Below are 24,608 nucleotides of genomic sequence, written 5' to 3'. Positions count from 1 at the left end.
CCTAGGTCCGGCGGGGGCGTCACCGGAGGTGGGAGCGGACGGCACCTGGCCAGGGTGGGGGAACCTCCCCCACCGGACGGCGCCCACCTGCCAGAGGCAGCCGGGAAGCACCGCCCCCTGAGCGGCACGCCGACCCCCTGCCCAGCCCTCCTCGGCCTGCGCCGGACGAGCGGGATCGCCGGGGGGCACGGCACCGCTGTCACTCCGCGCGCCACCAGCGCAGCAGTCGGCCCCACAGGCCCCGGGGGCGCGGCGGTTCCGGGGTCGGCGGGGTGGGGGCCGGGACGAAGGACGCGCGGGCGGGTGCCGGGGCCGGCTCGGCGGCCGGGGCCGGGTCGCCGCTCAGGGTGCTGACCTGCCAGTCGTTGCGCCGCGGCGGGAGCGGCATGGCCCGCGGTGGCATGTCGACGTCCTGCTGCGGCTTCGGTTCGAAGCGCACCGGCAGGGCCACCAGGTGCCGGGAGGCGATGGACGACCGCCAGCGCAGGTCCTCCTCGGCGCAGTCGAGCTGGATGTCGGACAGCCGGGTGAGCAGCGCGTCGACGCCGACGTCGGCGATGGCGCGGCCGATGTCCTGGCCGGGGCACTCGTGCGGGCCGCCGCCGAAGGCGAGGTGGGCGCGGTTGCCCTGCATGCTCGCGGACAGGTCGGGTCGCACCCGCGGGTCGACGTTGCCCGGTGCGGGCGCGAAGAGCAGCCCGTCGCCCTTGCGGATCTGCCGGCCGCCCAGCTCGGTGTCCTGCTTGGCGTAGTAGCCGAAGACCGTGCTGAACGGCGGCTCGTCCCACAGGGACTGCTCGATCGCCTCCGGCACGGTCATCTGGCCGCCGTTGAGCTGGGCCCGGAACCCCGGCTCGGTGAGGACCATGCGCAGCGCGTTGGCGAGGAGGTTCGCGGTGGCCTCGTAGGCGGCGAAGAGGACGACCCGCAGGTGTTCGCGGACCTCGTCGTCGCCGAGCCCGGCCGGGTGGGTGAGGAGGTGGCTGGTGAAGTCGTCCTCGGGCCGGACGCGCCGCCGGGTGGTGAGCCGGCTGAGCGCGTCCATGACGTAGGCGTGGCTCTGGTTGGCGGTCTCGGTGCCCTTGAGGGCGTCACGGGCGGCCTGCACCATCCGGTCGTTGTACTCCTCGGGCATGCCGAGGATCTCGCACATCACGGCCATCGGCAGGTGCTCGGCGAACTGGGAGACCAGTTCGGCCCGGCCCCGCTCGCAGAAGCTGTTGACCAGGATCTGGGTGTAGCGGCCGATGTGCCGGCGCACCCCGCGGTGGTCGATGGTCTCCATGGCCGCGGTGACCGCGCCGCGCAGCCGCTTGTGCTCCTCGCCCTCGGCGTGGGAGCAGACGGGCTGCCAGGCGATGTGCGGCATGAGCGGGTGGTCGGGCTTGACCATGCCCTCGCGCAGCGGGGTCCAGATCCGGCTGTCACGGGTGAACTGCGAGGGGTTGCGCACGAGTTGGAGGTTCTCGGCGTGGCCGAGGACCACCCACATCGGTACGTCGTCGTGGAGCAGCACGGGCGCCACGGGGCCGTGCTCCTCGCGCAGGCGCTCGTAGAGGTCGCCGAGGTCCTCCGCGTCGGGGCCGTAGAGCCGGCGCGGGCTCCCGGGGCCGAGGCCGTGCGCGGGGCAGCCCGGTGGCGGACCGGAGAGGGTGTCGGGCGTCCCGGTCGGTGAGGGGGATTCAGGCGTCACAGTGGTCGCTCCGGAGCGGAAGGGGTCGGGGTCGGTGGGCTGCCGGTCAGGTGAGGGCGCCGGACATGGCGAGGGAGTGCAGGAAGCCCATGAGGGTCATCAGTACGTCCTTGCTGGAGGCCCGGCGCCGCACATCGCACTCGATGATCGGAATGTCCGGGCTCAGGTCCAGGGCGGTGCGCAGTTCCTCGATCGGGTAACGGGGGGCGTCCGGGAAGGAGTTGACGGCGACGACGAAGGGCACGCCGCGCTCCTCCAGCCGGCCCATCACGTCGAAGCTGACCTCCAGGCGCCGGGTGTCGACCAGGACGACCGCGCCGAGGGCGCCTTCGAACAGGCCGTTCCACAGGAACCAGAAGCGCTCCTGGCCGGGGGTGCCGAAGAGGTAGAGCACCAGCTTCTCGGTGATGCTGATCCGGCCGAAGTCCATGGCCACGGTGGTGGCCGTCTTGGACTCGGAGCCGTAGTCGTCGTCGACGCCGATGCCGGCCTGGGTCATGGTCTCCTCGGTGGTCAGCGGTCTGATCTCGCTGACCGAACCGACCATGGTGGTCTTGCCGACGCCGAAGCCGCCCACGATGACGATCTTCACCGCGGCCTGCGCGGTGTGCGGCAGGTGGTCCTCGGTGCGCGGGCCGGGGAGGGTGTCAGAGCCTTTGAAGTCCATGCATCACCGCTTCGAGGAGTGAACGGTCGGGGAGCGCCTGGCGGACGATGGGGGCGCGCGCCTGTACCAGTTCGGCCGTGATCAGCTCGGTGAGCAGGACGGTCATCGTGCTGAACGGCAGTCGGAGGTAGGCCGACAGCTCCGCCACGGACAGGGGGGCCGTGCAGAGCCGGAGCACCGCCGCCTGCTCCGGGGTGGCGGAGACCGGGGGCGCGGAGCGCGCCACGATCAAGGTCACCAGATCGAGTTCGGCGCGGGCGCCGTCGCCGGACCCGGCGACGGAGTACAGCCGTTCCGGGTTGTCGCCCGGTCCTTTGGTCCCCGCGGCCTCCGCGGCCTCCGCCGCCTCCGTAGCCGGAGACCGCGGGGGCTGTGGAGCGGGCGGAGGCTGCGGCCGGCGCCGCGTGCGTCGTGGAGGGGTCATACGGTCTGCCCGTTCCGCCGGGGCGGACTGGTGAGATGGGCGCCGATCCGGACGACGAGGTCGCGCATCATGCCGCTCATCCGCCCCGGTTCGCAGGTCACGTCGGAGAGCACGGCGAGGTAGGCGTTGGGGCCGGCGTTCATGAGGTAGAAGTAGCCGCCGTCGATCTCGAAGACGACGGTCTTCATGTCGCCGGCGCCGGGCAGCTCCTGGATGATGGCACCGGCCAGGCTCTGCACGCCCGCGCAGGCGGCGGCGACCCGGTCGGCGGCGTCGGGGTCGCCGCCGTAGCGGGCGATGCGCAGGCCGTCGGCGGAGAGGACCACGATCATCTCGATGCCCGGCACGCCGTCGTTGAGCTGCTTGAGCATCCAGTCCAGGTTGCCTCGCTGCTGGATCACTTGGGGTCCCCCTCGTCGTCGGCCTCGGTGGCGCCCTGGACGGGGTCGGCCGAATCCTTGAGCAGATGCAGGTACTTGGTGGGGTGGAGCGTGAAGTCGGTCAGTTGGGAGGTGGGGGTGTCCGGGGGCATGCCCTCGCGCAGGCCGTCCCAGAAGGCCTCCATCCACATGCCCGGCGGCCGTTCCATGAGCTTCTTGCGCTCGGGGTCCATCTCGGGCTCGGGTTCTGGCTCGGCCTGCCTCTGGGACCAGATGGTCGGCCGGCCCTCGCGCTCGGCGCGTTCGATGGCGGCCTGTTCGGCGTACCGCTGGCTGAGCGGGATCTTCACCCGGCTGCGGCGCTGTGGGAGGCCGCCCGCGGTCCACTCGGTGACCTCGGGGACGTCGTCCTCCAGCGAGATCCCGGCGGGGATCTTGGGGCTGGTGGGGCGGCGCTTCTTGGGCGGGCGCTTGGGGCCCTCGACGGCGTCCGCCGTGGGGATCTGGGCGGCGGCGGCCCCGATGCCGTGCGCGGCGCCGACGCCGGGTTCGGTGGTCGTCATGACGCGCGGCACCACGAGGATCGCGCGGACACCGCCGTACGCGGAGGAGCGCAGCGAGACGTCCATGTCGAACCGCTTGCAGAGGCGGCCGACGACGGCGAGGCCGAGGCGCGGGTTCTCGCCGAGGTTGTGCGCGTCCTCGCCGTTCTTGGCGTCCTCGATCATCCGCTCGATGCGGGCGCGGGACTCCTCGCTGAGGCTGACGCCGCAGTCCTCGATCTCGATGACGATGCCGGTCTGCACCTCGACGGCGGTGACGTGCACCTTCGTCGACGGCGGCGAGTAGCGGGTGGCGTTGTCGAGGAGTTCCGCGGCGGCGTGGATGACCGGCTCGACCGCGGTGCCCTTGATGTTGATGTTGACGATCGAGGCGAGGTTGATGCGGCGGTACTCCAGGATGCGGGACATCGCGCCGCGCAGCACGCTGTAGAGGGAGACCGGCTTGGGCCACTGACGGCCCGGCCGGCCGCCGCCGAGGACGGAGATGGTGTCGGCGAGCCGGCCGATCAGCGAGGTGCCGTGGTCGATGCGCAGCAGGTCGTCGAAGACCTCGGGGTTGCGGCCGTGGTCCTCCTCCATCTCACGCAGTTCGTAGGCCTGCTGGTGGACGATGGCCTGGACGCGGCGGGCGACGCTCACGAAGGAGCGCTCGGTGGCGTCGCGCATCGAGATCTCCTGGTCGGCGCCGCGCAGCGCGATGCGCACCAGCTCGCGGTAGCCCTCGGGCAGGCCGCGCAGTTCGGGGTCCGCGTCGAACACGTCGCGTACGACGTCCCGGAGCACCTGGCCGCGGCGCAGCCGGTAGAAGCCGGCGGGCAGGACGTCGGTGGCGAAGCGCTCCATCAGGTTGTCGTGCGCGGCGATCCGCTGCTCCAGGTACGCGGCGTGACGGGCGTGTTCGGCCCGCGCCTCGCGGAGCAGACGGCCGCGCCGGGCGGCCTCCCCGGCCGTGCCGAGGACCAGCAGGACGGCCAGCGCTCCGCACACGCCGACGGCGAGCCGGGCCGTGGGCGGTACCAGGGCGACGGCGGCCCCGGCCGCCGCGGCCATCACTATGGCCGGTGGCAACAGCACGCGCGCATAGGGACGTTCGCGGCGACCGGGAGGCTTCTGAACACTCACCATGGATGCCTTCTGAGACGAATCGGCTGGGTTCGGGGGTGCTTGCGACGGGAAGACAAACGGAACCTGTCGGGATGCGTTCCACATATGGGAACAGACGCACGATTTGGCTCAACTCGGTGCGCCGCGGGCGAGCTTAGTCCGACCGGATCATCGCCGTGTCATATTCGGCAAGCACCTGAAATCACCCCGCGAGCGGAGTACTCTCAACTCCTTTTACACACTGGGCTGTTGCCCGCACACGAGGTGTAACGCTGCACGGGCGTACGAAAGTTGCTCACCGTGCGGGTGAAACGGCAACGGGGGCCGCACCTCGACGGCCGCGCCCCCGTTCACTCACCGTGACCACCCTCACCCGGTCACGTGGAGCGCTGTCTCCCCCGGCACCCGCCGGGGCGCCATGGACAGGGCGGCGGCGCCATACGGCCACGGCGAGGCGCCGCTCCGGTACGACGGCGAGACCGTCCAGCGGCGCCGGGACCGCTCCACCCGCGTCCCGGCGCGAACGCGACGACCCGCCCACGCCCTCGGAACACCCTGCACCATCCGCGAGGCCCGACCAGGAAACGGTCCCGAGCCTAGACCACAGGGCCCGGACCGTCCTCGCCGGACGGTCCGGGCCCTGTCGGACGGGTCACCCCACGGACGAGTAGGCGACCACACCCCGCAGCAACTGGTCGACTGCCTTGCGCGCGGCCTTGGCCACGGTCGACCCCTCCGCGGGAGCCGCGGCGGAGATCTGCCCGAGCACGTCGATGACCTGCTTGCACCACCGCACGAAGTCCCCGGCCGGCATCTCCGCCTCCCGCAGCACCTCGTCGAGCCCCTTGCCGGACGCCCACATGTACGCGGCCCAGGCGAAGCCGAGATCCGGCTCCCGCTGTCCGACGCCCTCGGTCTGGTTGATCCGGAAGTCCTCCTCCAGCCCGTCGAGCCGGCCCCAGATCCGGACCATCTCACCGAGCACGGCCTTGGCCTTGCCGGAGGGCAGCTTCGGCGCCATGGCGTCGTCGCCGACCCGGGCCTCGTACACCAACGCGGAGACGCAGGCGGCGAGTTCGGCGGGGGCCAGCCCCTCCCAGACCCGCTCGCGCAGGCACTCGCTGGCCAGCAGGTCCAGTTCGCCGTAGAGCCGCGCGAGCCGCTTGCCGTGCTCGGTGACCTCGTCGCCGCGCAGATAGTCCAGCTCGGTCAGCAGGGCCACGATCCGGTCGAAGGTCCGCGCGATGGTGTTCGTACGGCCCTCGATGCGCCGCTCCAGCTGCGAGGTGTCGCGCAGCAGCCGGTGGTAGCGCTCGGCCCAGCGGGCGTGGTCCTCACGGTCGTTGCACCCGTGGCAGGGATGCGCCCGGAGCGCCGTCCGCAGCCGGGCGATCTCGCGGTCGTCGGCGGCCTGGGACCGCTTCTTGCGCGCCCGCTCCGGCGGGATGTGCCCGGCCTTGGTGCGCAGCGCGGAGGCGAGGTCCCGACGGGACTGCGGCGAGCGCGGGTTGAAGGTCTTCGGGATCCGCATCCGGTCCAGCGGCTCGACCGGCACCGGGAAGTCCATCGACGCCAGCCGCTTGACCTGCCGTTCGGCGGTCAGCACCAGCGGTCGCGGCCCGTCGTGGTGGTCGAAGCCGCGGTGGCCGTTGGACCGGCCCGCCGGCAGCCCCGGGTCCAGGACCAGGGCGAGGCCCGCGTACTTGCCCGTGGGCACATGGATGACATCGCCCGGCTTCAGCTTCTCCAGGGCGACGGCGGCCTCGGCCCGGCGCTCGGCGGCGCCCTGCCGGGCCAGCTCGGTCTCCCGGTCCTTCAGCTCGCGGCGCAGCCGCGCGTACTCCTCGAAGTCACCGAGGTGACAGGTCATCGAGGCCTTGTAACCGGCCAGCCCCTCCTCGTTGCGCTGCACCTGACGCGAGATGCCCACGACCGACTTGTCGGCCTGGAACTGGGCGAAGGAGGTCTCCAGCAGCTCGCGCGAGCGGTGCCGGCCGAACTGCTCGACCAGGTTGACCGCCATGTTGTACGACGGCTTGAAGCTGGAGCGCAGCGGGTACGTGCGCGTGCCCGCGAGACCGGCGAGGTGCTCGGGGCTCATGCCGCGCTGCCACAGCACCACGGCGTGGCCCTCGACGTCGATGCCCCGGCGCCCGGCCCGGCCGGTCAGCTGGGTGTACTCCCCGGGCGTGATGTCGGCGTGCTGCTCGCCGTTCCACTTGACGAGCTTCTCCAGCACCACCGAGCGGGCGGGCATGTTGATGCCGAGCGCGAGGGTCTCGGTGGCGAACACTGCCTTGACCAGGCCGCGTACGAACAGCTCCTCCACGACCTCCTTGAAGGTCGGCAGCATGCCCGCGTGGTGGGCGGCGATGCCCCGCTCCAGGCCCTCCAGCCATTCGTAGTAGCCGAGGACGTGCAGGTCCTCGGTCGGGATGGAGGCGGTGCGCTCCTCGACGAGGGCGCGGACCTGCTCCCGTGCCTCCTCGTCGTTCAGTCGCAGGCCCGCGTACAGGCACTGCTGGACGGCGGCCTCGCAGGCGGCGCGGCTGAAGATGAAGGTGATGGCCGGGAGCAGGCCCTCGGAGTCGAGCCGTTCGATGACTTCGGGGCGGCCCGGGGTCCACACGCGCGAGCGCTGTCTGCGCTCGCGCTCCCGGTCGGCCTCGCGCATCGCCCGGCCGCGCCTGCGGTCCTGGTACGACGGCCGGGTGGCCTCCATCCGGGCCAGCCGGACCAGGTCGGGGTTGACGGCCTTCTTGTGGCCCTCGCCCTCCTCGAACAGGTCGTACATCCGGCGCCCGGCGAGCACGTGCTGGAACAGCGGCACGGGCCGGTGCTCGGAGACGATCACCTCGGTGTCGCCGCGGACGGTGTCCAGCCAGTCACCGAACTCCTCCGCGTTGGACACGGTCGCGGAGAGCGAGACCAGGGTCACCGACTCGGGCAGGTGGATGATCACCTCCTCCCAGACGGCGCCGCGGAAGCGGTCGGAGAGGTAGTGCACCTCGTCCATGACCACGTAGCCGAGGCCGAGGAGGGTCTGCGAGCCGGCGTAGAGCATGTTCCGCAGCACCTCGGTGGTCATCACGACCACCGGGGCGTCGGAGTTCACGCTGTTGTCGCCGGTGAGCAGGCCCACCTTCCCGGTCCCGTAGCGGCGGCACAGGTCGGCGTACTTCTGGTTCGACAGCGCCTTGATGGGTGTCGTGTAGAAGCACTTCTTGCCCTGTTGCAGGGCGAGGTGGACGGCGAACTCGCCCACGATCGTCTTGCCCGAGCCGGTGGGGGCGGCCACCAGGACGCCCTTCCCGGCTTCGAGCGCCTGGCAGGCCTCGATCTGGAAGGGGTCGAGGCCGAAGTCGTACATCTCGCGGAAGGAGGCGAGCGCGGTGGCCTGCTCGGCTGCCCGCCTGCGGGCTGCCGCGTACCGCTCGGCCGGTGAGAGGTCCTCTGTCATCGTACTTTCGAGCGTACCGGGCCCCACTGACAACAGGACGATCATTATCCGGATCACCTTCCGGACGACAGCCGGAGGGTAAGAAGAACGGAAGAATCACGACGGAGGGCCGATGGGCCGGCGGGCCGGTGGCCGGTAGGGACACGCATGCCCCCGTCCTCAGGGGGCGGGGGCATCGCGGGGCGGCTCGGTGAGGGCTCAGGTCACATCGTCGTATCCGTTGACCCGGTCGGTGCTCGTCTGCTCGGGCAGGGCCCGGTTGGCCGAGACGGGCTCGACGTCGCCGATGTCCTCGGGCGTGAGGTCCAGCTCGGAGGCCTCGTCGTCCGCGGGGCCCGCGGCCTCGCGGCGGCGCCGGCGCCTGTCGTTGAGCAGCGAGAAGGCGACCGCGCCGAAGTACAGCACCCAGATCGGCCCGGCGAGGGCCAGCATGGACAGCGGGTCGGTGCTCGGGGTGGCCACGGCCGCGAAGACCGTGATGCCGAGGATCATGGCGCGCCACCAGCCGAGCATGCGCCGACCGGTCAGCACCCCGGTGAGGTTGAGCATGATCAGCAGCAGCGGCAGCTCGAAGGAGAGGCCGAAGACGACCACCATGCGGGTGACCAGCTGGAGCAGGTCGTCGAGCGGCAGGAAGTTCCTGATGGACCCGTTCGGCGTGAAGTCGATCAGCACCTTCGCGGTGGTGGGCAGCACCTTGTACGCGAAGAAGGCACCACCAAAGAACAGCGGGGCGCCGGTGAAGACGAAGGCGTAGGCGTACTTCTTCTCGTGCCGGTGCAGACCCGGCGCGACGAAGGCCCACAGCTGGTACAGCCAGATCGGCGAGGCCAGCACGACACCCGCCGTCAGGGAGACCTGGAGGGCCAGCGTGAACGGGGCGAGGAGACCGTTGATCGTGATCTCCGCGCACTGGTGCTTGCCGCTGGCCTTCGCCAGCTCCTCGAAGGTCTCCGGGCAACCGATCGAGTCGAGGATGGGCCTCGTCAGGAAGTTGATGATGTCGTTGTAGAAGAAGGCGGCGACGACCGTCACGACGACGATGGCCAGCATGGCCTTCGCGAGCCGGTTGCGGAGCTCACGAAGGTGATCCGCGAGGGGCATCCGCCCCTCGGGATCCTTCTCCTTGTTGCGGGCAGGCTTGAGCAACCCACGTCCTCATCTCGTGCGGCAGGCCGGGGGTTTCCGGCCCTGCGTCAGCGCTGGGTGGTGTCCGTCGGCTCGTTGACCGGCCGCGAGCTGGTCACGTCACCGGGGGCCGCCTGGATGGTGCGCTGCGCCGGAGGCTGCTCGCCCGTGGTGGGCGCCTGGGCGGAGGTGTTTCCGCCCTCTTCCTTCATCGCCTTGGCCTCGCTCTTGAGGATGCGCGCGGACTTGCCGAGCGAGCGGGCCATGTCCGGAAGCTTCTTCGCGCCGAACAGCAGGATGATGACGACGAGGATGAGAATGATCTCGGGAGCTCCGAGCCTTCCGAACATAAGTCTTTACCTTCTCACCGAGGCGGCTGGGTGGGGTGCTGTCCGACCAGTCGGACATGTGTCCGATGGTCACGCTGGCAGCGATCGTAACGCTCAGGGGTAAACGTGAGGCAATCCCCGTGCGTACTCCCGGTCCACGATGCGGGCCTCGTTCTCCACACCGGGACCAGCAGCGTACCTGTCCCACAGGCCAGCATGACAGGGCGAAGTGACGCAAAGCGCTTGCGTCGCCGGTCTCACCGGCGCCGTCCGGGACTGCTCACAGCGCGTCCACGGCGCTCGCCGCGCGCACGGACGCCCGCTCCAGATCCTCGGCAGCCCTGCTGATACGACGTGCGGAATCCGCGACCTGCTCCCCGAGGCGCCGCGCCTCCAGGAACACCCGCACGGCCAGCACCCCCAGGACGGCGACACCCAGGAAACCCATCGCTACCGCGAACATCGGCCAGAACATGACGCCGAGCCTAGACCGTCCGCCGGCGCGGAGCGCGGGGGGCTACACCGTGGAGTGCAGCCGCAGGGTCCTGACCCCGCCGCCGGTGAGCAGCTCGACGATCCGCTCCCCCGCGGGCTTGCGGACCGCGGCGCCGCAGTCGGGGCAGGTGAAGGAGTAGAACGTCGTCCGGCTGCTGGCGCCGATGGCGAGGCGCAGCGCGCCGGCGGCGAGTTCGAAGCGGCCCCGGCAGTCCGGGCAGCCGGCCCGGAACGTCACCGGGACCGCTCTTCTCATGCCGGCGAAGGCGGTCGCCACCGTCATCTCACCCGCACGCTCGCTCACAGGCCTCGCTCCTTCTTCCGGTCGTTCACCAGGCGCGCCGCCGGCAGTGCCGCGTCGTGCCGCTTCCCGTCCGCGGCGCCATGGGGGCTCCTCGCGCGGTGCCCCGCGTCCCTCACAGCCCGGGGCCCGCCTGCGGCTCCCCGTCGTACGCCGCCAGCGCCTCCGCCGCCGCTCTCCGGGCGCTCTCGGCGAGCTCCGGCGGGGAGACGATCCTGCCGTCGCGGCCGAGGCGCAGGGCGAGTCGGCGCAGGGAGGCCGGATCGGGGGTGCGCAGAGTGATACGCAGCCCGCCGTCGGGCAGCTCGTCGGCGCTGTCGTGCGGGTAGTACTCGGCGACCCAGCGGCCACCGGGGCCGACCTCGACCACGACCTCGGGGTCCTCGGCGGCCGGCTGCACCAGCCCCTCGGAGAGGTCGCGCAGTTCTATCTCGGGCGGGGCCGACGGCGCGTCGAGGATCTTGATCTCGGCGACCCGGTCGAGGCGGAAGGTGCGCCGGGCCTCGGAGCGGCGGCACCAGGCCTCCACATAGGTGTGGCCGACGCTGACCAGGCGGATCGGGTCGATCTCACGCTCGGTGACCTCGTCCCGGGCCGGGGAGTAGTAGCGGATCCACAGCCGGCGGCGCTCGGAGATCGCCCGGTCGACGTCGGCGAAGACCCCGCCCTCGGACTCGAAGGTCACCGACAGCCGGGAGCTGGCACCGGCGGCCTCACCGGCAGCGGCCTCCACCTTGGCGGTGGCGCGCAGCAGGGCCTGCCGGTCGCCCTCCCGCAGACCGGGCAGCGTGGAGACCGCGCGAGCGGCCACCAGCAGCGCGGTGGCCTCGTCGGCGGCGAGCCGGAGCGGTTCGGCGGCCTCCTCGCCGAGCGCGGCCGGGTTGTGCCACCAGATGCGCTCGCCGTCGGTGTCGATGTCCAGCAGGTCGCCACCGCGGAAGCTCGTGCCGCACATGGGCAGCAGATCGAGGTCGGCGACCAGCTCGTCCTCGGTGATGCCGAAGGCGCGCGCCACATCGGCGATCCGGGCGCCGGGGCGCTCTCTCAGGTACGTCACCAGGGAGAGCATCCGCCGCGTCTGGTCGATGGCGTTGACCGTCCTGGCCGGTTTGACTGCCACAGTCCCGCTCCCCCTCAGCCCTTGGCCACGGCGCGCAGCCGGTCCACCACGTCGGCCCGCAGCTCGGCCGGCTCCAGAACCACCACGTCCGGCCCGAACTCCACCAGCCAGGCGTCCAGGCCATGCCCGTACGGAATCTCCAACTCGTCCCAGCCGTCGCCGAGTTCCCGGACCTTGGTGGCCTTCGCCCGGAGGGGGTAACCGGCGCCGGAGCGCAGCCGGATCAGCGCCGAGCGGTCGGCGATCTCACCGGCCCAGCCCGCGACGGTCTCGCGTACGGTGACGACGTCCGGCACGGGCGCGGTGAAGCCCGTGCCCCGGGAGCGGACCTTGCCGGTGATCCGGGAGAGCCGGAAGACGCGCTCGGCGCCCCGGTCGCGGTCGAAGCCGGCCAGGTACCAGTGGCCGCGCCAGCACTCCAGCGCCCACGGCTCGACGTGCCGGGGCTCCGGGCGGGCGGCGGAGGCCTTGCGGTACTCGAAGACCACCGGGCGGCGGTCGCGGCAGGCCAGCATCAGCGGTTCGAAGGCGGCCTCGTGCACCGGGATGCGCGGCTCCAGGGCGCCGTGCGCCCCATAGGGGTCGACGTCCTCGGGGAGCCCGGCGGCGCGCAGCTTCTGCAAGGCGCCGCTGGCGGCCCCGGCCAGCCGGGCCTGCTGCCAGACCTTGGCGGCGAGGCCGAGGGCGGCGGCCTCCTCGGCGTCCAGGGTGATGGGGGGCAGGCGGTTGCTGTCGCGGCGGGCGAGGTAGCCGACCTCGCCGTCGAGGTTCTCGACGGTCTCGATGACCAGGCCCAGTTCCCGCAGGTCGTCCTTGTCCCGCTCGAACATGCGGTTGAAGGAGTCGTCGCTGCCCGCTTCCAGGTAGGCCTCGATGGACTCGCGCAGCTCCCGCTTGCTGAGCGGCCGCCGCGTCCCGAGCAGACACAGCGCGAGGTTCATCAGCCGCTCGGCCTTGGCAATGGCCATCGACGCCCTTCGCCTTCCCTATGGTGCTTCCGACCGATGACCGTACCGCTCCGCGGGGCGGTGGCAAAAGCCGAGGGCCCATGCCCGAGCAGGCATGGGCCCCAGGTGATCGGTTCCGGTCAGACCCGGCCGGCCGATCGGGTGCGGATCAGACGCCGAGCAGGTCGACCACGAAGATGAGGGTCTCGCCGGGCTTGATCGCCGGGGTCGGGCTCTGGTTGCCGTAGGCGAGGTGGGCGGGGATGGTCAGCTGGCGGCGGCCACCGACCTTCATGCCCTGCACGCCCTGGTCCCAGCCCTTGATGACCCGGCCGCCACCCAGCGGGAAGCGGAACGGGGTGCCGCGGTTCCAGCTGGCGTCGAACTCCTCGCCGGTGCTGAAGGCGACGCCCACGTAGTGGACGGTGACGTTCTGGCCCGCCTGCGCGACCGGTCCGTCACCCTCCCAGATGTCCTTGATCTCCAGGTCCGCCGGGGGCTCGCCGCCCGGGAAGTCGATCTCGGGCTTGTCGATGCTCACGTCAAAAGCTCCTGCTTGTGTACGACACGAAACGTGGACAGTCTTTCATCATCGCGGGCCTCCCGCCCGCCCCGGAGATCCCGGGCGTCACATGGCCGCGAGGATGTCCACGGTGAACACGAGGGTGGCGTCCTTCTTGATGACTCCGCCGCTCGGCGGATTGGCGCCGTACCCCAGGTCCGGCGGGACGACGATCAGGACCCGGCTGCCGACCTTCTTGCCGGTCAGGCCCTGGGCGAGGCCCTTGACCGCCTGCTGCATCTGCTCCAGCGAGAACTGGCTGAGCCGGCCGGAGCCGTACGTCCGCTGGAAGGTCTTGCCGCTGTCCCAGACCAGGCCCTGGAACTGGCACAGGATCGTCTGGTCGGCCTTCAGCTCGGGACCGTCGCCCTCCAGGACGTACTCGGACACGAGCTTCTTCGGCGGGTCGGCCTTCGGCACGGTGACCTTGGGCACCTGGCCGTCGGTGTTGGTGGCCACCTTCGGCAGGGCGGCGTCGTGCTGCGGGACCGGCGTGCCCTTGGCCGAGCTCTTGGAGTTGAAGGAGTCGATCAGGTCGATGACGAAGACCAGGGTGTCGGTGCCCTTGATGCCCGCCTGCGCGTTGCCCTCCGTGCCGTAGCCCCAGGTGGGCGGGACGGCGATCTGGACGCGGCTGCCGGTCTTCTTGCCCGCGAGGCCGTACCGCCAGCCGTCGATGATGCCGCCCTGGGCGAGCTGGATGACCAGCGGGCGCTTGCGGTCGTAGGAGTTGTCGAAGACCTTGGCCGTGCTCCAGATCTGACCGAGGTAGTTCGCCTGGATGAAGTCGTTCTCCGCGACCGTGCGGCCACTGCCCGCGATCAGCGTCTTCACCGCGAGGTTCTTCGACGGGTCGCCCGGCCCCTTGGCGACGGTCGGCTTCTCGCCGAACCTCGTGCCCGCCGTGACCGCCGGAAGCGGCCCGTCCACGATCTTGGGCGGGGGCGCGGACGACGCCGAGGCCGACGGTGAGGCGCCGGTCTTGCCGGAGTCGGACTTGCCGTCACCGCAGCCGGCGAGTGTGACCAGTCCTGCGGGAACGGCGGCGAGGAGGAGTGAGCGTCGGCGCACGGAAGAGCCTCGTAATCGGTCGATCTTGCGGATGGCGTGCGCGCAACTCTACGACTTGAGCAGGGCGCCGTACGGGAAACGTACGGCGCCCGTGTGGCGTTCCGGCATATGTGTGCCGGAACGCTTGACCCACCTGCCGGTGGCTACATTCCGGCGATGAGCTTCTCCACCCGGTCGTCCACCGAACGGAACGGGTCCTTGCACAACACGGTGCGCTGTGCCTGGTCATTGAGCTTGAGGTGCACCCAGTCGACCGTGAAGTCCCTGCGCTGTTCCTGTGCCCGCCGGATGAAGTCGCCGCGCAGCCGGGCGCGAGTGGTCTGCGGGGGAACCGACTTGCCCTCGAAGATCTTCAAGTCATTGCAGACCCGGGCGGCTTGGCCCTTCTTCTCCAGCAGGTAGTACAGGCCACGACGGCGGTGGATGTCGTGGTAGGCGAGGTCTATCTGGGCGACCCGCGGGTGCGACATCGTCATGTTGTGCTTCGCCCGGTACCGCTCGATGAGCTTGTACTTCATGACCCAGTCGATCTCGGTCTCGATGCGGTCGAGTTCCTCGTTCTCGATCGCTTCGAGGGTGCGGCCCCACAGGTCCAGGACCTGCGCGACCGTGCCGGTGCGGATGCCCCGGCGGTCGCAGAAGTCCACGGCCTTGTCGAAGTACTCGCGCTGCACCTCCAGCGCCGAGGCCTCCCGGCCGCTGGCCAGGCGCACCTTGCGCCGGCCGGTGATGTCGTGGCTGACCTCGCGGATCGCCCGGATCGGGTTCTCCAGGGTGAGGTCGCGCATCACGGTGCCGGCCTCGATCATGCGCAGCACCAGGTCGGTGGCGCCGACCTTGAGCAGCATCGTCGTCTCGGACATGTTCGAGTCGCCGACGATGACGTGCAGCCGGCGGTAGCGCTCGGCGTCCGCGTGGGGTTCGTCGCGGGTGTTGATGATGGGCCGGGAGCGGGTCGTCGCCGAGGAGACGCCCTCCCAGATGTGCTCCGCGCGCTGGCTGACGCAGTAGACGGCGCCGCGCGGGGTCTGGAGCACCTTGCCGGCGCCGCACAGCAGCTGCCGGGTGACGAGGAAGGGGATGAGGATGTCCGCGAGCCGGGAGAACTCCCCGTGCCGGGCCACCAGGTAGTTCTCGTGGCAGCCGTAGGAGTTGCCCGCCGAGTCGGTGTTGTTCTTGAAGAGGTAGACGTCGCCCGCGATTCCCTCCTCGTGCAGGCGTCGTTCCGCGTCCACCAGGAGTCCTTCGAGAATGCGCTCGCCGGCCTTGTCGTGGGTGACCAGTTCGATCACGTTGTCACATTCGGGGGTCGCGTATTCCGGATGTGAGCCCACGTCGAGATAGAGCCGGGCGCCGTTTCGCAGAAAGACATTGCTGCTGCGGCCCCATGACACGACACGGCGGAAGAGGTACCGCGCCACCTCGTCAGGAGACAGGCGGCGCTGTCCCCTGAACGTGCACGTGACGCCGTACTCGTTCTCCAGCCCGAAAATGCGGCGGTCCATGAGGGAACATTACGCCCGATCCCCCGAGCTGAAACGGGGTTCGGCAGCACGATTTGGATCATTTTCCGATGAAGCCGCAACGATCCCGCCCCGCACGGGAGCTGCGAGGACCCGTCCGGTGGCGAGCAGGACCAGCAGCGACACGGCCCCGGCGGCACCCGGCAGCGCGAAGCCCCACACGGTGCCACCGGCCTGGACCACCGGCCCCGCCAGGCCCGTTCCGGCCGAGGCGCCCACGGTGAACGTCGTCACCAGCCAGGAGAACGCCTCGGTGACGGTCCCGCTCGGCGCGTGCCGGTCGACGAGGATGAACGCGCAGGCGATGCAGGGCGCCAGGAACACACCGGCGACCACGCTGAGCAACACCATGGCCACCGCGCCCGGCACCAGCATCAGCGGCAGGTAACACACCGCCAGAAGGGCCACCAGCACTCTGAGTCGCCGTTCGGGTGCGCCGGCCCACGCGCGGGCGCCGTAGACGGTGCCGCCGGCCAGCGCCCCGAGACCCACCCCGGCCATCAGCCAGCCGTACACCGCGTCGCCGCCGTGACCGTCCGCGTACGACACCGAGGCGACCGTGATGGAGCCCAGCGCGATGCCCACGAACAGGAAGGCGGCGAGCAGCGCGAGCAGGCCGGGCGAGCGCAGGGCGCCCAGCCAGTGGGCCTCGCGCGGGGCCGGGCGCCACGCGCGCGAAGGCGGCGAGAGCACCACGACGAGCGCGCCGAGCACGCCCGCCAGGTTGAGCACGAGCAGGGCGGCGCGCTCGTCCCACAGGGCCACGCACAGGGTCACCAGCAGCGGGCCGACGGTGTACATGACCTCCTGCGCGATGGCGTCCATGGCGTACGCGGTGTGCACCTGCTCCTCGCGGCGCAGCACGGACGGCCACAGGGCGCGCAGGCCGCCCTCCAGGGGCGGGGCGAACAGGCCGGCCGCCGCGACGGCCGCGTAGGCGAGCGGCAGCGGGGAGGTGCCGGAGACGGCGAAGAGGGTCATGGCCAGGGCGGCGAGGACGGCCGCGGGCAACTGGACGCGCGGCTGGCCGTACAGGTCCACGAGACGGCCCAGCACGGGCTGGCCGACGGCGTTGGCGACCCCGTACACGGCGGCCAGGGCGCCGGCGAGGCCGTAGGTGCCGCCCTCGGCGCGGACGAAGAGCACCAGGGCGATGGCGGCGGTGGCGTTGGGCAGCCGGCCCACCAGGGTGCCGGTGAGCAGCCGCAGCGCGTGCCTCGCCCTCAGGATCTCCAGGTATCCCGTGGCCATGTCCTGCCCTCCGTGGCTCGCCGGGACGCCGTGCGACCCGAAGTGTTACGTATAACGTCCCTGTTCATACGTACCATGTGCGCATTCGCACGTCCAGACGACCGGGAGTCATGTGGTGTCCCGCAGCAGCACGCGCCCGACCAGCCGGGACGTCGCCCGGGCGGCCGGGGTCTCCCAGGCCGCCGTCTCCCTCGTCCTGGGCGACAAGTGGCGCGGCCGGGTGTCCGAGACCACCGCCGGGCGCGTCCGCGAGGCCGCGCGCGAGCTGGGCTACCGCCCCAACCTCGCCGCCCGCAACCTCCGCCTGGGCCGCACCCGTACCGTCCTGCTCGTGGTGCCCGCCCTGACGACGGAGTTCTTCGCCGGCGTCTACACCGGCGCCGCCCGCGTGGCGGCCGAACACGGCTTCGGCGTGGTGCTCTACCCCTCCCCCGAGGGCATCGGCCCGGCCCGCGACCCCTTCGCCTCCGCGCAGGCCGCCCTGGACGGCGTCATCGCCTCCTCCATGGCCGCCGACGCCCTCACCGCGATCCGGGGCGACCAGCTGCCCCTGGTCATGCTCGACAGCGACCCGACGGGCAGCCTGGGCGCCGCGACCGTGAACCTGGACATCGCCGACGGCGTCCGGCAGGTCGCCGCCCACCTGCTGGGCCTCGGCCACCGCCGGGTGCTGCACCTCGCCGCCGACGTGCCCTCCTGGACCTTCGAGGTCCGCGCGAGGGAGCTGGCCGCGCGCCTGGCCGCCGTGCCGGGCACCGAGGTCCGTACGGCCCGGGCCCCGATCTCCATCGAGGGCGCGCTCGCCGCCACCGAGGCCGCGCTCACCGCGCCGGGCCCCCGGCCGACGGCGGTGGTCTGCGACGACGACAAGCTCGCCGCCGGGGCCTACAAGGCGCTGCGCCGCCTGGGGCTGCGCGTCCCGGACGACATGTCCGTCACCGGCCTGGACGACCTGGCCCTGGCCACCGCGATCGACCCCGAGCTCACGACGGTACGGCTGGACGCCGAGCTGTTCGGGGAACGGGGCATGCGGGCCCTGCTGGCGGTCCTGGAGGGCCGGGAGCCGGAGGGCGGGGACATCCCCGTGGAACTGGTCGTGCGCGGCTCCACGGCGCCGCCAGGCGCCTCGGCGTGAAAGCCGGGTGCCCCGGCCGGATCTCCGGCCGGGGCACCCGGCGACACGTGCGGGAGGCGGCTACTCCTCCTCGGTCTCCTCGGAGCCGTCCGCGCTCTCCGCCTCGGTGCTCGCGCCGTCCGCCGCCAGCAGACGGGCGAGCTGGCGGCCGACGATGCGCTTGAACTTGCGCTTCTGCGGGCGCGTGCGGTCCAGGACGGCCACCTCCAGGCGCTCGGCGGGGATCTCCCGCTCGCTGCCGTTGGTGTCCCGGGACAGGGCCTGCACGGCCAGCTTGAGCGCCTCCGCGAGGCTCATGCCGTCGCGGTGGCGCTGGTCCAGGAAGCTGCTGATCTGCTCGGCGTTGCCGCCCACCGCGACCGAGCCGTGCTCGTCCACGATCGAGCCGTCGTGCGGCAGCCGGTAGATCTGGTCGCCCTCGGGGGTCTCCCCCACCTCGGCCACCACCAGCTCCACCTCGTACGGCTTCTCGGCCGCGGAGGAGAAGATCGTGCCCAGCGTCTGGGCGTAGACGTTGGCCAGGCCGCGGGCGGTGACGTCGTCGCGATCGTAGGTGTAGCCGCGCAGGTCGGCGTAGCGGACACCGCCGATGCGCAGGTTCTCGTACTCGTTGTACTTGCCGGCCGCCGCGAAGCCGATCCGGTCGTAGATCTCGCTGAACTTGTGCAGCGCGCGGGACGGGTTCTCGCCGACGAAGACGATGCCGTCGGCGTATTGCAGCACGACCAGGCTGCGGCCACGGGCGATGCCCTTGCGGGCGTACTCCGCCCGGTCGGCCATGGCCTGCTGGGGTGAGACATAGAACGGCGTCGACACCGGTTATCCGTCCCTTTCTGTCATGGTCACTGGATCACCTTGATAAGAACCGGGCCCGCGCTCAGAGCAGGGCGGCCTTGGGGCCGTCGGGCTCCTCCAGGCGCTTCTGGAGCACCGCGCGGGCGACCTCCGACGACTCGTCCTCGGTGAGCCGGCGGAAGCCGTCCTCGGTGATCACGGTGATGATCGGGTAGATCCGGCGGGCGACATCGGGACCGCCGGTCGCCGAGTCGTCGTCAGCCGCGTCGTAGAGGGCCTGCACCACGAGGGTGGTGGCCTGCTCCTCGGTCAGGTCGTTACGGAACAGCTTCTTCATCGCGCCGCGCGCGAAGATCGAGCCGGAGCCCGTCGCCGCGAAGTTGTGCTCCTCGGAACGGCCGCCCGTGACGTCGTAGGAGAAGATGCGGCCCTTCTCGCGGTCCAGGTCGTACCCCGCGAAGAGGGGCACCACGGCCAGGCCCTGCATGGCCATGCCGAGGTTGGAACGGATCATGGTCGACAGCCGGTTCGCCTTGCCCTCCAGGGACAGCTGGGCGCCCTCGACCTTCTCGAAGTGCTCCAGCTCCAGCTGGAAGAGCTTGACCATCTCGACGGCCAGGCCGGCGGTGCCCGCGATGCCGACGGCCGAGTACTCGTCGGCCGGGAACACCTTCTCGATGTCCCGCTGCGCGATCACATTGCCCATCGTGGCCCGGCGGTCACCGGCGAGCACCACGCCGCCGGGGAACGTCACGGCCACGATGGTCGTGCCGTGCGGCGCCTCGATCACGCCCTTGGTGGGCGGCAGCTGCCGGTTGCCGGGCAGCAGCTCGGGCTGGTGCTCGGAAAGGAAGTCCATGAACGAAGAGGATCCTGGCGTCAGGAAGGCAGCTGGTAGACGCCCGGTGCCACGAGAGTTGGCTTCCACGAGGTTCCTTCCAAGTAGGCAACGGCACGACGGCCAACCTCGGGGTCGTCCCTCAATTTGCCGATGGCCGAGTTGCAGTTGAAGCACAGTACGCCACGGACACTACCCGTCTTGTGGCAGTGATCCACATGCACGGGCGGGGCGTCCAGACAGATCGCGCACAGGCCCCGCTGAGAGGCGATCAACGTGTCACGCTCGGCCTCGGTTAGGCCGTAGTTGCGCTTCAAGTGGTGCTCTCGCCCTTTCGCCGCCTTGCATGTCCTGCAAAGCGTCGCCAGACCGTCTGAGGCACTGCGGTTCCGCGTCCACTCACTGTGCGGTTTGACCTGGCCACACGTACGGCAGTACTTGTGCCCCAGGGGCGTATCCACTCTCGGGCGAACCTTGCGCCCCTTGGCCACCTGCCGTTGCTGGTGATAGGCAGCCGCGCACTCGCGGCAATAAGCCTGCAGCCCATCACGCATCGCCTTGTTCCGCGCGAACGCTGCTCGCGGTTTGTGCTCCTTGCACCGCGAGCAGCGCTTCACGCCTTCTTCGGCTGCCAACCCGTCTCCCCCTGCAACCTTCGATTCGAAGGAAGAACAGGCCTACTGGCCACCCTTCTGAACGAAACTTCGAACGAAATCCTCTGCGTTCTCTTCGAGCACGTCGTCGATCTCGTCCAGGACGGAGTCCACGTCGTCCGACAGCTTCTCGTGCCGCTCCTTGAGGTCCTCCGAGCCCTGCGCGTCCTGCGCCTGCTCCTCGACCTCCTCGGTGGACCGGGTGGCCTTCTGCTGGCCGCCGCCGGTGTCCTTGGTTGCCATAACCCTCACCCCGCTCAGTTCGCCTGCCGATCGGTGATGATCAGACCCTACAAGCCGGGTCCGACATCGGCCCCGCAGTTTCTCCAACGTACGGGGGCCACCCCGATGATTCCCGGGCGGTGGGGTTTCCACCCCGGCCGCCCGGACCCACCGGGTACCCCCCTGGCTCCGCTCACCCGCCGGACAGGACCCTGACCAGGTCTTCCGCGGTACGGCAGCGGTCCAGGAGCTCCTTGACGTGATTTCGCGTTCCGCGTAGCGGTTCCAGGGTTGGAACGCGCTGGAGCGAGTCGCGGCCGGGGAGGTCGAAGATGACCGAGTCCCAGGAGGCGGCCGCGACGTCGTCCGCGTACTGCTCCAGGCAGCGTCCGCGGAAGTACGCGCGCGTGTCCTCCGGCGGCTTCGTACGGGCCCTGTCGACCTCGGACTCGTCCAGCAGCCGCTTCATGCGCCCGCGGGCCACCAGGCGGTTGTACAGGCCCTTCTCGGCGCGTACGTCGGCGTACTGGAGGTCGACCAGGTGCAGCCGGGCCGCGTCCCAGTCCAGGTCGTCGCGGCGGCGGTAGCCCTCCATCAGCTCCCGCTTGGCGACCCAGTCCAGCTCGCCGGCCAGGCTCATCGGGTCGTTCTCCAGCCGGGTGAGGGTGTCCTCCCAGCGGCTGAGGACGTCCTTGGTCTGGTCGTCGGCGTCGGCGCCGAAGCGCTCCTCGATGTACTTGCGGGCCAGCTCGAAGTACTCCATCTGCAACTGGACCGCGGTGAGGGTGCGCCCGCTGCGCAGGGTGACGAGGCGCTTGAGCGACGGGTCGTGCGAGACCTGGTGGAGGGTGCGCACGGGCTGGTCCACGGCGAGGTCCACGGCGATGAAGCCGTCCTCGATCATGGACAGGACCAGCGCGGTCGTACCCAGCTTGAGGTACGTCGAGATCTCGGAGAGATTCGCGTCGCCGATGATCACGTGCAGCCGGCGGTACTTCTCGGCGTCCGCGTGCGGCTCGTCGCGGGTGTTGATGATCGGCCGCTTGAGCGTCGTCTCCAGGCCGACCTCGACCTCGAAGTAGTCCGCGCGCTGGCTGATCTGGAAGCCGTGCTCGTGCCCGTCCTGACCGATGCCGACGCGGCCGGCTCCGGCGAAGACCTGGCGGGAGACGAAGAAGGGCGTGAGGTGGCGCACGATGTCCGAGAAGGGGGTCTCCCGCTTCATCAAGTAGTTCTCGTGCGTGCCGTAGGAGGCGCCCTTGTTGTCGGTGTTGTTCTTGTAGAGGTGGATCGGCTGGGCGCCGGGCAGCTGCGCGGCCCGCTCGGCGGCCTCGGCCATGATCCGCTCGCCTGCCTTGTCCCACAGGACCGCGTCGCGGGGGTTGGTGACCTCGGGCGCGCTGTACTCGGGGTGGGCGTGGTCGACGTAGAGGCGCGCACCGTTGGTGAGGATCACATTGGCCAGGCCGATGTCCTCGTCGGTGAGCTGGCTGGCGTCGGCGGCCTCCCGGGCGAGGTCGAAGCCTCGCGCGTCGCGCAGCGGGTTCTCCTCCTCGAAGTCCCAGCGGGCCCGGCGGGCCCGGTGCATCGCCGCCGCGTAGGCGTTGACGATCTGGGACGAGGTGAGCATGGCATTGGCGTTCGGGTGGCCGGGGACGGAGATCCCGTACTCCGTCTCGATGCCCATTACTCGCCGTACGGTCATGCGGCCCTCCTTGCCCGGCGGCACCCTCGGTCGTGGGCGCCGCTCACGTACCGCTGGCGCTCCGGTGCGTGTGCGGTGCCCGTCCCCGCACGGCGCGACTCGGCGGCAGGAACGAGCCTAGAACGCCTTTGCGCTGGTGGGGAGATCATTTGCGTCATTGGCTGCTCCGGTCGTGGCCCGAAAAACAGTCGGCTGCGGGTACCCGCCGAGGGCACCCGCAGCCGCCCTGCCGTTACAGGTACTGACCGGTGTTCGCCACCGTGTCGATGGAGCGTCCGGTGTCCGCGCCCTGCTTGCCGGTGATGAGCGTACGGATGTACACGATCCGCTCGCCCTTCTTTCCGGAGATCCGGGCCCAGTCGTCCGGGTTGGTGGTGTTGGGCAGGTCCTCGTTCTCCTTGAACTCGTCCACGCAGGCCTGGAGCAGGTGGGAGACGCGGAGGCCCTTCTGGCTCTTCTCCAGGAAGTCCTTGATCGCCATCTTCTTGGCGCGGCCCACGATGTTCTCGATCATGGCGCCGGAGTTGAAGTCCTTGAAGTAGAGGACTTCCTTGTCGCCGTTGGCGTAGGTGACCTCCAGGAAGCGGTTCTCCTCGGATTCGGCGTACATGTGCTCGACCGCGGTCTGGATCATGCCCTGGACCGTGGAACCCTTGTCGCCGCCGTGTTCCGCGAGGTCGTCCGCGTGCAGCGGCAGACGCTCGGTGAGGTACTTGCCGAAGATGTCCTTCGCCGCCTCCGCGTCCGGACGCTCGATCTTGATCTTCACGTCGAGCCGGCCGGGGCGCAGGATGGCGGGGTCGATCATGTCCTCGCGGTTGGAGGCGCCGATCACGACCACGTTCTGCAGGCCCTCCACGCCGTCGATCTCGGCGAGCAGCTGCGGGACGATGGTGTTCTCCACGTCCGAGCTGACGCCGGAGCCACGGGTGCGGAAGAGGGACTCCATCTCGTCGAAGAAGACGATCACGGGGGTGCCCTCGCTGGCCTTCTCACGCGCACGCTGGAAGACGAGGCGGATCTGCCGCTCGGTCTCGCCGACGTACTTGTTGAGCAGCTCGGGGCCCTTGATGTTCAGGAAGAAGCTCTTGCCCGCGGCCTGGCCGGTGACCTCGGCGACCTTCTTGGCCAGCGAGTTCGCCACGGCCTTGGCGATCAGCGTCTTGCCGCAGCCGGGCGGGCCGTAGAGCAGGACGCCCTTGGGCGGGCGCAGCTCGTGCTCCTTGAACAGGTCCGGGTAGAGGTACGGCAGCTCGACCGCGTCGCGGATGGCCTCGATCTGGTTGCCGAGGCCGCCGATCTGCTCGTAGCCGATGTCGGGGACCTCTTCGAGGACCAGTTCCTCGACCTCGCTCTTGGGCACGACCTCGTAGACGTAGCCGGAGCGGGGTTCGAGGAGCAGCGCGTCGCCGGCGCGGATGGTGACGTCCAGCAGCGGCTCGGCGAGCCGTACCACCCGCTCCTCGTCGGTGTGCCCGAGCACGAGGGCACGCTCGCCGTCCTCCAGGATCTCCTTGAGGGTGACGATGTCGCCGACGCGCTCGAACTCCATGGCCTCGACCACGTTGAGCGCTTCGTTGAGCATGACCTCCTGGCCGCGCCGGAGCTCGTCGACCTCGACGCTGGGGCTGACGTTCACCCGGAGCTTGCGGCCGCCGGTGAAGATGTCGGCGGTGCCGTCCTCGTTGGCTTGCAGGAAGACACCGAAGCCGGCCGGCGGCTGGGCGAGCCGGTCGACCTCCTCCTTGAGGGCCACGATCTGGTCGCGGGCCTCACGGAGGGTGTTGGCCAGTCGTTCGTTCTGGGCGGACACGCCGGCCAGGTTCGTCTGCAGCTCGACGATCCGCTCTTCGAGAATCCTCGTGTGGCGCGGAGAGTCGGCGAGCTTGCGGCGCAGGACGGCGATCTCCTGCTCAAGGTAGGCGATCTGCCCGGCCGGGTCGTCGGACCCGCGTCCCGGGCGGATGCCGCGGTTCATGTCGTCGTCGTGGGCTGCCACGGTCCTCACCTCCTCCAAGGGGAGCTGGACGCTTCCAGACCCTACCTGGGTGGGTGTCGATTGAAACCCCTAGATCACAAAGACTGTCAAGGTGTGTCGTCGGTCACCCGGTGCACACTCCCTCGCACGGAGGGGATACCCACTCAACGTGAAGGGAAAGCAGCTTGTTCCATGCAGGGCATGGTCGAATCCCTTCATTACTGACCGGAGTTGTCCGCACCCGACCGATCGGCCCGTTTACGG

Annotated in this window: 23 protein-coding genes; 1 reads left to right on the top strand and 22 read right to left on the bottom strand. The window is 70.5% G+C overall.

Annotated features, from left to right (window positions below):
- Window positions 1-199: 199 nt before the first annotated feature.
- The 16 genes from AQJ11_RS37280 to AQJ11_RS37205 all read right to left on the bottom strand — a co-directional run bounded on the left by AQJ11_RS37280 (window position 200) and on the right by AQJ11_RS37205 (window position 17,018).
- On the bottom strand, window positions 200-1,693 hold the full coding sequence (locus AQJ11_RS37280) for a cytochrome P450 (protein ID WP_059266225.1): 1,494 nt from the start codon (window positions 1,691-1,693) through the stop codon (window positions 200-202).
- A 46-nt stretch (window positions 1,694-1,739) separates the two neighbouring features.
- Window positions 1,740-2,360, bottom strand: a complete 621-nt coding sequence (locus tag AQJ11_RS37275) for a GTP-binding protein (RefSeq protein ID WP_059266224.1) — start codon at window positions 2,358-2,360, stop codon at window positions 1,740-1,742.
- Window positions 2,341-2,784 (bottom strand): DUF742 domain-containing protein, encoded by a 444-nt coding sequence (locus AQJ11_RS37270; RefSeq protein WP_059266223.1) that lies wholly within the window; start codon window positions 2,782-2,784, stop codon window positions 2,341-2,343. The genes AQJ11_RS37275 and AQJ11_RS37270 overlap by 20 nt, the downstream gene beginning before the upstream one ends.
- A complete protein-coding gene (locus AQJ11_RS37265) occupies window positions 2,781-3,185 on the bottom strand; it encodes a roadblock/LC7 domain-containing protein (RefSeq protein ID WP_030654027.1) in 405 nt (134 codons plus the stop codon). Before AQJ11_RS37265 ends, AQJ11_RS37270 begins: the two co-directional genes overlap by 4 nt.
- Window positions 3,182-4,852: a sensor histidine kinase gene (locus AQJ11_RS37260; RefSeq protein ID WP_244218537.1), complete on the bottom strand. Its 1,671-nt coding sequence runs from the start codon at window positions 4,850-4,852 to the stop codon at window positions 3,182-3,184. Before AQJ11_RS37260 ends, AQJ11_RS37265 begins: the two co-directional genes overlap by 4 nt.
- Window positions 4,853-5,483: 631 nt before the next feature.
- Window positions 5,484-8,336 (bottom strand): DEAD/DEAH box helicase, encoded by a 2,853-nt coding sequence (locus AQJ11_RS37255; RefSeq protein WP_059266221.1) that lies wholly within the window; start codon window positions 8,334-8,336, stop codon window positions 5,484-5,486.
- A 153-nt stretch (window positions 8,337-8,489) separates the two neighbouring features.
- The gene (gene tatC / locus AQJ11_RS37250; protein ID WP_014671677.1) at window positions 8,490-9,440 is read right to left on the bottom strand and encodes a twin-arginine translocase subunit TatC; all 951 of its coding nucleotides are present in this window, start codon (window positions 9,438-9,440) and stop codon (window positions 8,490-8,492) included.
- A gap of 47 nt (window positions 9,441-9,487) precedes the next feature.
- Window positions 9,488-9,769 (bottom strand): Sec-independent protein translocase subunit TatA, encoded by a 282-nt coding sequence (tatA, locus tag AQJ11_RS37245; RefSeq protein ID WP_014671678.1) that lies wholly within the window; start codon window positions 9,767-9,769, stop codon window positions 9,488-9,490.
- Between the two features lie 259 nt (window positions 9,770-10,028).
- Window positions 10,029-10,223, bottom strand: a complete 195-nt coding sequence (locus AQJ11_RS37240; protein WP_014671679.1) for a hypothetical protein — start codon at window positions 10,221-10,223, stop codon at window positions 10,029-10,031.
- A gap of 42 nt (window positions 10,224-10,265) precedes the next feature.
- Window positions 10,266-10,526 (bottom strand): hypothetical protein, encoded by a 261-nt coding sequence (locus tag AQJ11_RS37235; RefSeq protein WP_086011648.1) that lies wholly within the window; start codon window positions 10,524-10,526, stop codon window positions 10,266-10,268.
- A 133-nt stretch (window positions 10,527-10,659) separates the two neighbouring features.
- A complete protein-coding gene (locus AQJ11_RS37230; protein WP_014671681.1) occupies window positions 10,660-11,664 on the bottom strand; it encodes a helix-turn-helix transcriptional regulator in 1,005 nt (334 codons plus the stop codon).
- Between the two features lie 14 nt (window positions 11,665-11,678).
- On the bottom strand, window positions 11,679-12,632 hold the full coding sequence (locus tag AQJ11_RS37225) for a helix-turn-helix transcriptional regulator (protein WP_014671682.1): 954 nt from the start codon (window positions 12,630-12,632) through the stop codon (window positions 11,679-11,681).
- A 148-nt stretch (window positions 12,633-12,780) separates the two neighbouring features.
- Window positions 12,781-13,152: an FKBP-type peptidyl-prolyl cis-trans isomerase gene (locus tag AQJ11_RS37220; protein WP_014671683.1), complete on the bottom strand. Its 372-nt coding sequence runs from the start codon at window positions 13,150-13,152 to the stop codon at window positions 12,781-12,783.
- An 87-nt stretch (window positions 13,153-13,239) separates the two neighbouring features.
- On the bottom strand, window positions 13,240-14,244 hold the full coding sequence (locus tag AQJ11_RS37215; protein WP_058079918.1) for an FKBP-type peptidyl-prolyl cis-trans isomerase: 1,005 nt from the start codon (window positions 14,242-14,244) through the stop codon (window positions 13,240-13,242).
- 143 nt (window positions 14,245-14,387) lie between these two features.
- Window positions 14,388-15,749, bottom strand: coding sequence for a Pup--protein ligase (gene pafA, locus AQJ11_RS37210; protein ID WP_030653997.1), 1,362 nt, complete (start codon window positions 15,747-15,749; stop codon window positions 14,388-14,390).
- Window positions 15,750-15,758: 9 nt separating this feature from the next.
- Window positions 15,759-17,018 (bottom strand): MFS transporter, encoded by a 1,260-nt coding sequence (locus tag AQJ11_RS37205; protein WP_014671686.1) that lies wholly within the window; start codon window positions 17,016-17,018, stop codon window positions 15,759-15,761.
- A 115-nt stretch (window positions 17,019-17,133) separates the two neighbouring features.
- On the opposite strand from AQJ11_RS37205, the gene AQJ11_RS37200 reads away from it, so the two are divergent.
- On the top strand, window positions 17,134-18,153 hold the full coding sequence (locus AQJ11_RS37200) for a LacI family DNA-binding transcriptional regulator (protein ID WP_014671687.1): 1,020 nt from the start codon (window positions 17,134-17,136) through the stop codon (window positions 18,151-18,153).
- Window positions 18,154-18,213: 60 nt separating this feature from the next.
- Here AQJ11_RS37200 and prcA read toward each other — a convergent pair whose 3' ends face one another.
- The 6 genes from prcA to arc all read right to left on the bottom strand — a co-directional run bounded on the left by prcA (window position 18,214) and on the right by arc (window position 24,365).
- Complete coding sequence (prcA, locus tag AQJ11_RS37195) at window positions 18,214-18,969, bottom strand: proteasome subunit alpha (protein WP_014671688.1); 756 nt, start codon at window positions 18,967-18,969, stop codon at window positions 18,214-18,216.
- Window positions 18,970-19,030: 61 nt separating this feature from the next.
- Complete coding sequence (gene prcB, locus AQJ11_RS37190; RefSeq protein WP_041665044.1) at window positions 19,031-19,876, bottom strand: proteasome subunit beta; 846 nt, start codon at window positions 19,874-19,876, stop codon at window positions 19,031-19,033.
- A complete protein-coding gene (locus AQJ11_RS47235) occupies window positions 19,828-20,340 on the bottom strand; it encodes an endonuclease VII domain-containing protein (RefSeq protein ID WP_398781163.1) in 513 nt (170 codons plus the stop codon). The genes prcB and AQJ11_RS47235 overlap by 49 nt, the downstream gene beginning before the upstream one ends.
- A 123-nt stretch (window positions 20,341-20,463) precedes the next feature.
- Window positions 20,464-20,682: a ubiquitin-like protein Pup gene (locus AQJ11_RS37185; RefSeq protein ID WP_058079921.1), complete on the bottom strand. Its 219-nt coding sequence runs from the start codon at window positions 20,680-20,682 to the stop codon at window positions 20,464-20,466.
- A 172-nt stretch (window positions 20,683-20,854) separates the two neighbouring features.
- The gene (dop, locus tag AQJ11_RS37180; protein WP_014671691.1) at window positions 20,855-22,366 is read right to left on the bottom strand and encodes a depupylase/deamidase Dop; all 1,512 of its coding nucleotides are present in this window, start codon (window positions 22,364-22,366) and stop codon (window positions 20,855-20,857) included.
- Window positions 22,367-22,598: 232 nt separating this feature from the next.
- Window positions 22,599-24,365: a proteasome ATPase gene (arc, locus tag AQJ11_RS37175; protein WP_014671692.1), complete on the bottom strand. Its 1,767-nt coding sequence runs from the start codon at window positions 24,363-24,365 to the stop codon at window positions 22,599-22,601.
- Window positions 24,366-24,608: the final 243 nt, after the last annotated feature.

Source organism: Streptomyces corchorusii (genome assembly GCF_001514055.1).
GTDB classification, from domain to species: Bacteria; Actinomycetota; Actinomycetes; order Streptomycetales; family Streptomycetaceae; genus Streptomyces; species Streptomyces olivaceoviridis.
This window is presented reverse-complemented; position numbering and strand designations above follow the sequence as displayed.